This window comes from Arthrobacter sp. CAU 1506, from assembly GCF_005047635.1.
Lineage (GTDB): Bacteria > Actinomycetota > Actinomycetes > Actinomycetales > Micrococcaceae > Crystallibacter.
Genome location: NZ_SUKC01000023.1, coordinates 38928 through 51681 on the forward strand (window position 1 = coordinate 38928; position 12754 = coordinate 51681).

At 69.2% G+C, this 12754-nt stretch carries 10 protein-coding genes; 7 read left to right on the forward strand and 3 right to left on the reverse strand.

From position 1 onward, the window contains the following. The first annotated feature begins 15 nt into the window (after positions 1-15). The 7 genes from E4J89_RS18350 (at position 16) to E4J89_RS18380 (ending at position 10192) form a co-directional block, all read left to right on the forward strand. The gene (locus E4J89_RS18350; RefSeq protein ID WP_136787653.1) at positions 16-1185 is read left to right on the forward strand and encodes a hypothetical protein; all 1170 of its coding nucleotides are present in this window, start codon (positions 16-18) and stop codon (positions 1183-1185) included. After that, positions 1182-5363 (forward strand): type VII secretion protein EccCa, encoded by a 4182-nt coding sequence (gene eccCa / locus E4J89_RS18355; RefSeq protein WP_136787654.1) that lies wholly within the window; start codon positions 1182-1184, stop codon positions 5361-5363. Before E4J89_RS18350 ends, eccCa begins: the two co-directional genes overlap by 4 nt. Further along, positions 5356-5805 (forward strand): hypothetical protein, encoded by a 450-nt coding sequence (locus tag E4J89_RS18360; RefSeq protein ID WP_136787655.1) that lies wholly within the window; start codon positions 5356-5358, stop codon positions 5803-5805. Before eccCa ends, E4J89_RS18360 begins: the two co-directional genes overlap by 8 nt. Continuing rightward, complete coding sequence (locus E4J89_RS18365) at positions 5802-6800, forward strand: DUF6177 family protein (RefSeq protein WP_136787656.1); 999 nt, start codon at positions 5802-5804, stop codon at positions 6798-6800. The genes E4J89_RS18360 and E4J89_RS18365 overlap by 4 nt, the downstream gene beginning before the upstream one ends. 222 nt (positions 6801-7022) lie before the next feature. Further along, complete coding sequence (gene rarD, locus E4J89_RS18370) at positions 7023-7922, forward strand: EamA family transporter RarD (protein WP_240691983.1); 900 nt, start codon at positions 7023-7025, stop codon at positions 7920-7922. 594 nt (positions 7923-8516) lie between these two features. Further along, on the forward strand, positions 8517-9047 hold the full coding sequence (locus tag E4J89_RS18375; protein WP_136787657.1) for a MarR family transcriptional regulator: 531 nt from the start codon (positions 8517-8519) through the stop codon (positions 9045-9047). A 74-nt stretch (positions 9048-9121) separates the two neighbouring features. Continuing rightward, positions 9122-10192, forward strand: coding sequence for an FUSC family protein (locus E4J89_RS18380; RefSeq protein ID WP_136787658.1), 1071 nt, complete (start codon positions 9122-9124; stop codon positions 10190-10192). Between the two features lie 6 nt (positions 10193-10198). Here E4J89_RS18380 and E4J89_RS18385 read toward each other — a convergent pair whose 3' ends face one another. The 3 genes from E4J89_RS18385 to E4J89_RS18395 are packed head-to-tail and all read right to left on the reverse strand — an operon-like array spanning position 10199 to position 12638. Continuing rightward, positions 10199-11392, reverse strand: a complete 1194-nt coding sequence (locus E4J89_RS18385) for an ABC transporter permease (RefSeq protein ID WP_136787659.1) — start codon at positions 11390-11392, stop codon at positions 10199-10201. Further along, positions 11389-12102 (reverse strand): ABC transporter ATP-binding protein, encoded by a 714-nt coding sequence (locus tag E4J89_RS18390; protein ID WP_136787660.1) that lies wholly within the window; start codon positions 12100-12102, stop codon positions 11389-11391. The genes E4J89_RS18385 and E4J89_RS18390 overlap by 4 nt, the downstream gene beginning before the upstream one ends. After that, positions 12099-12638, reverse strand: a complete 540-nt coding sequence (locus E4J89_RS18395) for a hypothetical protein (RefSeq protein WP_136787661.1) — start codon at positions 12636-12638, stop codon at positions 12099-12101. Before E4J89_RS18395 ends, E4J89_RS18390 begins: the two co-directional genes overlap by 4 nt. Positions 12639-12754: the final 116 nt, after the last annotated feature.

Below are 12754 nucleotides of genomic sequence, written 5' to 3' on the forward strand. Positions count from 1 at the left end.
GGCTGGGATTGACCTATGGAACCGATTTCACGCAGGGACTCAATCGCGCGGGAGCAAGCCGCCGCAGGCCACCTCACCGCGGGTCAGCTCACCGCAGGCCAGCCCCTTCCGGGCAGCGCGCCGCTGGGCGCCCCGTCGGGTGCCGGCCTCCAGGGCGCCCTGCCGGGTGCCGGCCTCCAGAGCGCCCTGCCGGGAGCCAGTCTCCCGGGTGTGGCGCAGGCGGCTGATCCGTGGAGCTCGCCGGCACCGACTGCCGGGCCGGAGGGAGCCGGACCGTTCGAGTCCGAGGCCGAACGACGCCGCCGCCGGCTGCGCAGCCGTCCCGGCGAGCCGTGGCTGGTCCGCACCGCGCGCGCCGCGAAGGGCCTGGTGTCCTCCGACGACTACCCGCAGCGGCTGGTCGCCGCCACCGCCGGCGCCCAGGCCGCCGTCAGCACGGGGCGCCGGATCGCCGTGATCGGCAGCCGGGGTGGAGCCGGCAAGACCACGACGGCGGCGCTGCTGGCTTCGCTCTATGCCGCGGCCCGGCAGGACACCATTGCAGCCGTGGACCTGGCGCCTGCCGGCGGCACCTTGGCGCTGCGCCTCGGCGTGCCGGACGCACCGGCCATCGACGCCGCCGCAGCGGTGCTGCAGCAGGAGCCCGCCGCGGGCGCCGACGAGTTGCGACGGCTGCTGGCCGCCGCGGGCGCCAATCTGTGGGTGGCAGGCGAGCGGACGCTCGGCGGACATGCCGGAAGCGCGGCGCTTTCTGCAGCCGGCCAGAGCATTTCCCGCTACTGCCCGGTGGCGGTCTACGACTGCACCACCGGCCCGGGCGAGAATCCGGACACCAACTGGGCCATCGGTGCCGCCCAATTGGCCGTGCTGGTGGCCCCCGCCTCGGTGGCCGGGGTCCAGGACGTGCGCCGGACGGCCGCAGCGTGGGCGGCTACGCCCGCACTGGCCGGCACCGGACTGCTGGCGGTGCTGACCCAGACCGATGCTCAGGCACCGCTGGACCCGATGTCCGAAGCCAAGGCGCTGGCCGGGGACGGACTCACCGTGCTGCCGCTAGGCTACGACCGGCATCTGTCCAGCGGCGTGGAGTTCAATCCCGGACTGATGTCCCGTGCGGTCCGGTTGCAGGCGGCGGAGCTCGCCTCCACCGCCTTGGCCCTGGCAATGGAGCACACCGGCCAATGAGCGTGAAGATCATCCACCGGCCGGCCCGCACCACCGCCCCGGCCCGCGAGGCTGCACCGTTCAGCCTCGAAGCTCCGCCGCCGATGGCCGAGAAGTCCGGCCGGATGAACGCCATGGCGCTGATCCCGCTGCTCGGCGCCGGCCTGTCCATGACCGTGATGATGCTCTTCCGCGGCAACAGCCTGGCCGCCGTGGGCGCCATCGCCATGATCGTGACCGTGGTGGCATCCATCATCATGATGCTGGGCCAGCGCGGCCGGGCGGCCCGCACCCGGGCGGAGGAACGCGACCGCTATCTGGAGTACTTGGAGGAATCCCGGGCCACGCTGCGCACCGACGAGCAGCGGACCATCACCACGGCCCGCACCAGCAACCCGGAACCCACCGCCCTGTTCGACATCGTCCGCAATACCGGGCGGCTGTGGGAACGGCGCCGGGGCAACGAAGACTTCCTGCAGGTCCGGATCGGATCCGGCGAACGGATCAGCCGGCAGATCACCGTCAACGAGCAGGGCCCCGCGACCGCGCAGCGGGACACGTTCATGGACAACGAAGTGCGGATCCTGCAGCAGCGCTACGAGAGGTCGCCGGACCTGCCGCTGACCCTGCCGCTGGACTCGGCCGGCAACGTCAGCATCATCGGTTCCCGCGAATTCGTGCTCAACGCCGCCCGGAACCTGCTCATCGAGGCCTGCGCCTTCCACTCGCCGGAAGACCTGCAGGTGGGCATCGCGGCCCGCGAGGACCGGCTGCGCGACTGGGACTGGACCCTGTGGCTGCCGCATCTGGCCGACCAGAAGCAGACCCATGCCACCGGTCCGGTGCGCCGGATGGCCCGCTCCGTTGACGAACTCGGTGCCGTGCTCGCCGACGAGCTGAACCGCCGCGCCGTGGTGGCAGCCGAATCCTCCAAGAACCTCAAGGGCGCCAGCCAGCACCTCCCCCGGCTGCTGGTGCTGGCCGACTGCTATGGCGTATTGCCGGAGGATCTGGTGCTGCCGGACCGGCACGCCGGGCTCGCCCAGCTGGGCATCACCGTGGTGTATTTGGTGGCCGACCGCCGCCAGGAGCCCGGCGAAATCAGCGTGCGCGTTAGCCAGGACGGCGTCGCCGCCCCCACCGGTCCGGCCGGCTCCCGCAGCTACCGGGCGCAGGCCGCCCGCAGCCAGGCCAGTGCCCGGGCCAAGGCAGGCCACACCCCCGCGCCCGGCGCACGGGCGGCGAGCGGCACGGCAGGGGCCGTTGCCGCGGATGCCGGCGCCCCGCCGTCGGACGCGGGATTCCTGATCCAAAATTACCGCCACGATCCGGTGGAACCGGTCGAGGAACGCGGCACCCTGGACACCCTGGCCGTCGCCACCGCCGAGGCCCTGGCCCGGGAGCTGGCCCCGATGCGCCTCTCGGCGGACTCCCTGGAACACAACACGGCCGCCAGTTCGGACAGCTTCCTGGAGATGCTCGGCCTCAGCCCGGCGCTCGATGAAGCGGACATCAGGCGGCTCTGGAAACCGCGCAGCGAGGTGGATTTCCTGCGCATCCCGCTGGGCCCGGACGACCGCGGCCGGCCCGCCCTGCTGGACCTGAAGGAATCCGCCCAGTTCGGCATGGGCCCGCACGGGCTCTGCGTCGGCGCCACCGGGTCCGGCAAATCGGAAATGCTGCGGTCGCTGGTGCTCGGGCTGCTGGCCACGCATCCGCCGGAATTGCTGTCCATGGTGCTGGTGGACTTCAAGGGCGGCGCCACCTTCGCGCCGTTCGCCGAGGCACCGCAGGTCTCCGGCGTGATCACCAACCTGGCCGACGACGCCAGCCTGATCGAGCGCATCTACTCCAGCCTCAACGGCGAGGTAGTACGCCGTCAGGAAGTACTCAAGGCCGCCGGCAACATCGCCAACATCACCGACTACCAGCTGCACCGGCAGGAACGGGTGGCCCGCGGCGAGGCCATGGAGCCGCTGCCGCACCTGGTGGTGATCATCGACGAATTCGGTGAACTGCTCACCGCCCGGCCGGATTTCATCGACCTCTTCCTGTCCATCGGCCGGATCGGCCGGTCCATCGGCGTGCACCTGCTGCTGAGCAGCCAGCGGATCGAATCCGGCAAGCTGCGCGGACTGGAAACCTACCTGTCCTACCGGATCGGCCTGCGCACCCTCTCCGAATCCGAGTCCCGCACCGTGCTGGACACCCCGGATGCCTTCCATCTGCCGCCGGTGCCCGGGTACGGCTACCTGAAGGTGGACACCACCGTCTACACCCGGTTCAAGGCCGGCTATGTGTCCGGCCCGCTGGAAGATGTCCAGGTCCAGGTTGCGCAGGAAACCACCGACGACGACGGCCCCCTGGTGCTGCCGATGCCCACCTACGCGGCCAGCCTGGACAAGGCGAACGACGGCGGCCAGTCCGCCGCGAAGCCGGCCCGCACCGGAGCGTCCAAGCGGACCACCGGTCCCACCGTGATGTCCACGCTGATGGACACCCTGGCCCGGTTCCCGCGCGCGGTGGATCCCATCTGGCTGCCGCCGCTGCCCGCCGCCGTGGCGCTGGACGCCGCCGCCGGTTCGGTGACCAGCACCAGTCAAGGCATCCGGCTCACCACCGGCGGCTCGCTGAAGATCCCCGTTGGCCTGCTGGACGACCCGGCCAAGCAGTGGCAGGGCGTCTGGGAGCTGGACCTCAAGTCGGCGGGCGGCAACGTGGCCATTATTGGCGGCCCGCAGTCGGGCAAGAGCACCGCGCTGCGCACCATCGTCGCCTCGCTGGCCATGACCCACAGTCCGCAAGAGGTCGGCATCTACTGCGTGGACCTGATGGGCAATTCGCTGATTCCGCTGGAGGGCCTGCCGCATGTGGGCGGCGTGGCCGTGCGCACCAACCGCGAAGTGGTCCGCCGCACGGTGGAAGAACTCCTCGCCATGTTGACCGTGCGCGAAAACGTCTTCGAGAAGTACCAGGTGGACTCGCTGGCCACGCTGCGCAAACTCTGTGCCCAGGGCAGGATCCCGGAACTGCCCAGCGCCGACATCGTGCTGGTGCTGGACGGCTACGGCCTGCTCACCGATGAGTTCGAGGACATCGAACCGGCCGTGCACGCCTTGATCGCCCGAGGTGGCGGCTACGGCATCCATGTGGTCACCACCGTCAACCGGCAGAACGAGATCCGGCTGGCCCAGCAGTCCTTCTTCGGCACCAAGATCGAGCTGCGGCTGGCCGACCCGGCGGACTCCTCCTACGGCCGTAAACTCGCCGAGACCATGCCCGCGGACCGGCCGGGACGCGCGCTGACCGAGGCGAAACTGTTCGGCCACTTCGCGCTGCCGCGCATCGACGGCGTGGCCGATGCGGATACCGCCACCCAGGGCACCCGGGACATGGTGGCCGCCGTCGCCGCTTCCACCGACGCCCGCGCCATGCAGGTGCGCATCCTGCCGCAACTGGTGGAAGCCGCGGAGATCGAGGTCCCGCCGCTGCCCGGCCTGCTGCCGCTGGGGCTGCGCGAGACCGACCTCGGTCCGGAAATGCTGGATGTGGTCCGCGGCGAACACCACCTGATCGTGATGGGCGACGAGCAGTCCGGCAAAACCAACCTGGTCCGCTCGCTGGTCTCCTCGCTGGTGGCACGGTATCCGTCCCGGGACCTGGTCTTCGCGGTCTTCGATCCGCGGCGGGCGCTGGCCGATGTGGTGCCGGATGCCTATCTGGGCGGCTACGCCCCCAGCGCCGCGCAGGCCGAACCGCTGGCCAACGCCATCGCCTCCGAGCTGTCCAAGCGGACCGCCGGCGGCGATGCAATGCAGGACAGCATCGGCGAGCCGGACAGCATCCCGCGGATCGTGCTTTTGGCCGACGACTATGACATCCTCACCGCCGGCGGCGCCGGGCCGCTGCGGTCGCTGATCGAGTACCTGCCGATGGGCCCGGAGCTGCAGCTCAACGTGATCCTGACCCGCCGCGTGCGCGGCGCCGGCCGCGGCATGTACGAGCAGTTCTTCGCCGCGCTGCGCGACTCGGGCAGCACCGGCCTGATCCTTTCCGGCGACCGCTCCGAAGGCGGCCTGCTGAACAACGTGCGCGCCCGACGGCTGCCGCCCGGCCGCGGCCTGCTGGTCCGCGCGGGCGGGCCGGTGCAGACCGTGCAGACCCTGTGGACCCCGTTGGAGGAAACCGCCGATGTCTAACACCCTCACCGTCGTGGCGCTCGACGAACCGGACCAGGACGTGGTCATGGTCTCGCTGCTGGCCGTGGTCCCGCAGGAGTACGTCCGGCAGGCCGCCGACAGCACCCTGCTGGAAGTCGAGGACGGCAACGGCACCACCATGTTCGCCGTTGAGCTTCCCCGCCTGATCCGGGTGCCCGGCGAGGTGTCCCGGCTGCTCGCCGGCGCCAGCGTGGACGCGGTGGAGGGGGCGCCAATCCCGTCCGTCTTCTCCGACGACCCGGACTTCGCAGCACCGGAGCACCAGGACCTGTGGTGGCAAGAGATCACCATCCGCAACGGCATTCCGGACGGCGAATCGCTGGGCTACCGGCTGGCGCAGAACATCGCGGTGCGCTGCCGCGGCGTCGTCGTCGGCCACCAGCTGCCCGGATCCGGAGAAGGAACTGGAGAACAGGGATGACCATGCACGCCTCCGCGTTCGACTTCCACACCGACCGCACCGCCGTCGTCTTCCAGGACAAGCCGCTGGCCTACCTGTCCCCCGCCCTCACCCGCGCCTACGTGGCCGCGCGCGAATCGGAACGCCAGTTCGTGGTGATGACGCCCAGCGCCAGCAAGCTGACCCTGCCGCTGTACCAGTTGCTGCAGCGCGAGGGCTGCATCTGGATGGCCAGTGCGGCGGACGGCACGTTCTACAACGGCTTCACCGGCCAGCAGTACCGCTGGAACGGGGACGTCTTTGCCGCCGAGGAACAGCTCGCACCGGATTACCTGCAGGCTTCGGGCGGGTCCGACGGCGTGGTCCAGGCCCGCGGCGAGATCCTGCATCCGGCCAGCGAAGCGACCCGGATCGGCGAGTTCACCGCGGCGCTGTTCCGCGAGCTCACCGGCGCCGAACCGTCAGGCTGGGGCATCCACGAGCCGGTCAGCGAACCGTGGGATATCGCCGCGCTGACCCGCTACTGCTATGAAACCGCGCCGATGACCAGCAACATCATCGTGGTCGGCCGGCCCCGCCCGGGCACCGAGGTACCGTCCATCGGCGTGCTGACGGTGACCCGCTCCGCCACCGGGGTGCACGAGTCCGTGGAGCTGTTCTGCGAAGCGGTGGATCCGCTCTCCGAGGACGAACTGGCCTCCTTCGGGTCAGCCATGCACCGGGCGCACGCCCGCACCGCGCTGGCCGGCCACACCATGCTGCTGGAGCAGCTCGCGTCCCCGGCCCGCTTTACCGGCGTCAGTGTCCCGGCCTGCGCGTTCTTCGGGCCGGAGGCGCTGAAGCAGTTCGGCCCGCAGCAGGCGTTGGCCGCGGCCGGCGAGCGCGCCCGGCTGGTGGGCGTTCCGCCGCTTCAGTCGCTCGCCGTCACCTACCACCGGGACCCCGCCGGCGTCCGCCGGCATCCGCTGGATGAGTTCACCGAGCTGGTTGGCAAACTGGCCGGCGGAAAGTTCTGAGCACGTTCTGACCACAGCACGGGCCCCGGGATAGCGTTGGGAACATCCATCCAAGCGGAATAGAACCACGTGACCGGAGGTTGTCCCAGCGTGTCCATGAACGACGGCGGTGCCTCCTCCCAGTCTTCTGCCCCTGCTGCTGCGGTTGCGGAGGCAGGTGCCCGCCGCGGACTTGGCCGGTTCCGCAAGCAGGGCCGCAGCCCCAGCGAGACCGGCGCCGGCATGGCCTACGGGCTCGCCGCCTACGGGCTTTGGGGCCTCCTCCCGCTCTACTTCACCGCACTGATACCGGCCGGTCCGCTGGAGATCGTGGCAAACCGCATTGTCTGGTCGCTGCTGTTCTGCTTCCTGCTGATCACGGCGCTGCGCGGCTGGCGCACCTTCCGCGCCGCGCTGGGCGACTGGCGCACTTTCGGAACGCTGGCGTTGGCCGCCGGCCTCATCGCCGTCAACTGGTTCACCTACACCTTCGCCGTCCTCAATGGCCACGCCATCGAAGCCTCCCTGGGGTACTTCATCAACCCGCTGGTGTCCGTTCTGCTCGGAGTCATCCTGCTGAAGGAACGGCTGCGCCCGGCACAGTGGGTCGCGATGGGCGTGGCGTTCACTGCCGTGCTGGTACTGGCCTTCGGGTACGGCAACGTCCCGTGGATCGCACTGATTCTGGCGCTCAGCTTCGGCTTCTACGGTCTGGTCAAGAATCGCGTCGGCGGCCGCGTGGACGCCGTCACCAGCCTCAGCGTGGAAACCCTGGTGCTGGCCCCCGTGTCCGTGGTCATCATGCTCGTCCTGATGGCCGGCAGCCAGGCAACCCTGCTCTCCGAAGGCCCCGGACACTTCTGGCTGATGGCTTCCAGCGGCCTGATCACGGCCTTGCCGCTGCTGTTCTTCGGCGCCGCCGCGCGCCGGCTGCCGCTGAGCACAGTCGGCATGCTGCAATATCTGGCACCCATCCTGCAGTTCATCACCGCCCTCGTCTTCCTGCACGAGCCCATGCCGCTGGAGCGCTGGATCGGTTTCGGCCTGGTCTGGCTCTCCTTGGCCATCCTGACAGCGGACATGGTCGTGGCGCTCAAGAGGGCACCCCGGGCCGCCGCGCCCGCCGGCGTGGCGTCGCACTAGATCTCCGAAGGCTGCCGCACTCTAGGCGGGCAGCCGGTCGTGATGCCAGCCGCGAAGCCCGCTGGATCCCGCGAATCGGTTGGCTCGGTGTAGGCTGCGCTCCTGCTCGAGCCAGCCAGACACGGTGGGTGGCTACGTACCGGATACGCCACATTGTTCACAGGCCTCTCCGGCAAATGGCGCAATTGCGGAAGCAAGAAGCCGATACTCCTGCTTCTGCGGATCGTGCGGAGGTTCCATGTCCGCAATGTGGCGTATAACGTACAGCCTGGCTGCGCGAGGGCCAGACCAGGCGACGGCCAGGCCAAACGACGGCCGGGTCAAGCGAGGGCCAGGCCAAGCGAGCACCGGGCCAAGCGAGCACCGGGCCAAGCGACGGCGGGGCCGGAGCGGCTCCACCCTGGGCGTGAGCCGCCGGCGGCAGGTTTCAGCCCAGAAACTGCCACCTGCGCGCGGCGGACTGACGCACGCCCGCCGTTGCCCGCTGCTTCACTGCGCCACTCACCGCCGACGACTCCCGCGAACTCCGACGCCCGCGCAATAAGGTATATACTTTTCCAGTAAAGTACTTTGACGGCGAGCGAAGGGTTTCTCATGCCAGCGAGGCCAGCAGCCATCCCGGCCGAGCCGAGAGACCATGTAGACGGAGTCCGGCAGCAGTGGCAGCAGATCTTCCCTGGCTTGGAAACGGACGCCATGGAGATCGTCACGCGGATCAACCGCATCGCCCAGATCGTGCAACAGCGCAGCGACAGCATTCTTACCGCTAACGGCATCACGCGCGCCGAGTTCGACATGCTCTCGTTGCTGGCCCGCTCAGGCAGGCCGATGTCGCCCACCGAACTGGCTGCCGAATTGCTCATCTCCGGGGCCGGCGCCACCAAGCGGATCAAGACGCTCCAGAACGCCGGGCTGATCGTGCGGGAAACCAACCCCAAGGACGGCCGCGGCGCACTCATCAACACCACCCCGAGGGCCCGCGGCCTGCTCCGGCCCATTCTGGAATCCGTTCTCGACTTCGAGGCGGGGCTGTTGTCCGGGCTCGATCGGACCACCGCCACGGACCTCGCCCGGAACCTTCGAACCTTGCTGACCAGCCTCGAACTGCCTTCCAGCAGCGGCTGACCAGCCCCGCGCCCGACACCGCCGGAACGACCCCACCGCCCATCCGTCCAACGCCGAGGAGGCGCCCACCAACCGTGAAGCAGCACGCCCGCCAGTTCTTCCATGTTCCGCCCGCCAAGGGCCACCGGATCCCGGCGCTCCGTGTTGCCGCCGGCATCGTCATTCCGCTGGTGGCGCTGGTGCTGATGGGCCGGACGGACCTCACCATCTACGCGGTATTCGGCGCACTGACGGGTGTCTACGGGCGGGTCGAACCGCACTGGCTGCGGCTCAAGCACCAGACCTTTGCCGGCATCATCATGTGTTGCAGCGTCATCGGCGGCGTCGCGTTCGCCACGGCCGGCGTGAAAACATGGGGGCTCGTCGCGCTGAGCACTCTCCTCGCAGGCTTGCTGTCCCTGATCGCCGACTGTTTGCGGCTGCGCCCGGCGGGCCCTTTCTTCTACCTGTTCGCCTTTACCGGCAGCGCCTCCGTTCCGTTCCACGGGCAGCTCTGGGAAGCGGCAGCCACGGCGGTTGGCAGCGTCGCCGTCGTCCTGCTGCTGGGCTTCGCCGGGCGCCTGCGCGTCCGCCGCAGCCAGCCCCAGCGCGGGCTGGGCGAGGCCCCGCATCCGCCCTGGCCGGGGATGCTCTTGCACGCCGGTCGCTATGTCGCGGCCATCGGCCTGTCCGGATCGGTGGCGACACTGTCTGGCCTGGGCCATGGCTACTGGGCGATGGTTGCCGCGGCGGCACCAATCGCCGCGGCCGACGCCTCCGGCGGCCTGGTCCGGGCGGTTCACCGCACCGTGGGCACCTACGGAGGCGTGCTCCTGACAGCCTGTCTGCTAACCATCAGCTGGTCCCCGCTCCAACTGGCCGTACTGTTGGCTGCCCTGCAGTTCGTGGGCGAGGTCTTCGTGATCCGGCACTACAGCATCGCCTTGGTTTTCATGACCCCGGTGGCTCTGATGATGACCGAATTCATCGCCACCAAGCCTGCCCACGTGCTGGTCACCGACCGAGCGGTGGAAACCACCATCGGCGCTGCCATTGCCTTTATCGTCATCCTGCTCGCCACCCGGCAGCAGCGCCGGAAGGAACTTGCAAGCCCCACCCCCGGGCGCCAGATCCCTGAACCAGCCACCCCGGGCGCATCTGTGTGAAGCCCGCTAGTACCTGATAGCGTCGATCACCTTCACGCGGACGGCCACCAGGGCGGGGATCAGGCCGGCCAGCGCTCCGACCGCGGTGGCGGCGCCAATGCCGATCAGCGCGGCTTCCACCGGGAACGGCGGCAGTTCGCTGATGCCTTGGGCAATCAACTCCTGAACCCATGGGCTCTTCACCACTGCGACGGCGAGCATCACCCCGACCACGCCGGCCACGAAGGTGGCAACCACTGACTCGAGCATCACGCCGAAAAAGATGCGCCCCGACGTCGCCCCAAAGCTGCGCCGGATGCCTATTTCCCGCACCCGGTATTTGACCGTGACCATGGAGATGTTCAGCAGCCCCACGGCCCCGAGCAGCAGGACCAGGCCGGCAATGCCGCCCACTGCCCACTGGATGCCTTCGAACGGGTCGCCCCAGGCGGCGTAGTCGCTGCGGTAGACGTTCACATGCGCGTCGGGGAACTGGGCCTGGAGATCGCCGGTCATCGCAGCCGAAAGGGCCGGCTCAACGTCAGCCGGCACCCACATCTCCAAGGCAGGCGGTGCCCCTCCTTCGCCGCCCAAACCCCAGCGCTCGTACTGGGAAGTGAGCATCATGGCCGCAGGCATGGCGCCCTCGTAGCCATCCGGCGTGATACCCACGACTCTGGCCGCGATCGGCCGCTGCTGGAAGATCTGCACCACAGGATTCGCGGTGAGGTCCGGTCCGCCCAGCTGGCGGTGGAACGCTTCGTTGATAATGACCGCCGGTGCCAGGGCGGCGGCGTCGGCCTCGGTGAACCAGCGGCCGCCGGCCAGGTTCACCCGCCGCATCTCGCCGTAGCTCCTGTCCACCACCGTGGTCTCGGTCGCCACCACGCCGTGCGGGAACTGGAACGGGACCTGAGCGAACATCCGCCGGCTCGCGTACTCCACCGCATAACGCTCCACCAGCGCGTCAAAGGCAGCTTGGAGCACGGCCGGATCATCTTGTCCCGTCGCAGAGAAAACTTCCACCGACACCGTGGCCGCCCGGCCGCCGGATTGTTCCTGCGCCTGCACCATGCCTTCCCGGGCCATGTTGCCGAGCCCGACGACGGTGGTCAGCGCCGCGACCGACAGCGCCACCCCGATCAGTGCCAAGAGGATCCTGGTTTTGTGGATGCGCAGCTCGGCCCATGCCTCCACCAGCAGGGCAACGATCCCGGTCATGCCGCCAGCTCCGGGGCGTTAAGGATGCCATCGCCCAGCCGGTAGTGCCGCTGGGCCAGGGCCGCAACATTCGCGTCGTGGGTGATGGTCACCAGCGCCGCGCCCGATTCCAGCGCGACTTCGTCCAACAGCGCCATCACTTTCTGTCCCGTGTCGATGTCCAGCGCGCCGGTGGGTTCATCGGCCAGGATCAGCCGGGGCGACCGCACCAACGCCCGGGCAATCGCGATCCGCTGCTGCTCGCCGCCGGAGAGTTTGTGTGGCTTCTCGCGCAGCCGGTCGCCCAAGCCGACGCGCTCCAGCATCCGCGCAGCCAGCCGTTCACGCTGCCAGAACTGGCTGCCGCGCGCATACAGCAGGGGTGTCATGACGTTCTCCAACGCAGTGCGGCCGGGCAACAGGTTGAACTGTTGGAAGATGAACCCCACCCGGGCGCCGCGGGCGATGGCGCGCTGCTTCTCCCCCATGGAAGAAACCGGCCGCCCGTCGAAGTACAGCTCGCCAGTGGTGGGCACGTCGAGCAGGCCGAGGATATTCAGCAGCGTCGATTTACCAGATCCGGAACGCCCTTGGATCGAGACATGGTCCCCGGCCCTGATGCTCAGGTCGATACCCTGCAGGATGTGCAACGGGTCGCGGTCCGGAATGTGAACGCTCCGGGTTACATCGTGCAACTCCAGCAGCGGTGTGCCCGTCGCCGCGGCACTCATCCGCCGATCATCCCGAAGCCGGCTTCCATCCCGGGCATCATCTGCTCCCCGGGAGCTCCCGGGATGAACTGCAGGACCATGTCGCCCTCGGCGAGCCCCTCGAGGATCTCTACTTGCATGCCGTCGTTGAGGCCCAGCGTGACGGAGCGCTCCACTGGTGCACCGCCGTCGTCCTCCACCAGCCAGACCAGCCCGGTGTCCACGGATCCTTGGACCGCCGTGGTGGGGATGACCACGACGTTTTCCGCGGTTCCTGCGGTGATGTCGATGGTAGCGCCCAGGCCGGCGAACACCTTGACGTCTGCCGGCACCGCACACTTGACCGTGCCGGTTGCCGCAGCCGCCGGGGCTTCCGGACCGAACGGACCGATAGCCGCAGGCGCCACCTGCGCCTGGTCCGGGCCGCCGTCGTCTGGCGCCTCGCCGACGGTCACTGCCTTGCAGTCGAACGGCGCCGGGCCGCCGTTGACCGTCACGGTGGCCGAGCTGGGGCGGTCCAGCAGCCGGAACTGCTGGTCGGCGGTCAAGGGGCTCATCGGAATCGAGAGTGTAGATAGCGTTGGCGCGTCGGTTCCCGGATAGAGGTCGAGGTCTTCCGATGATGGAAGTTCTCACACTGCCCATCCGAAAGACCTCGACGTGTCCAACGCTA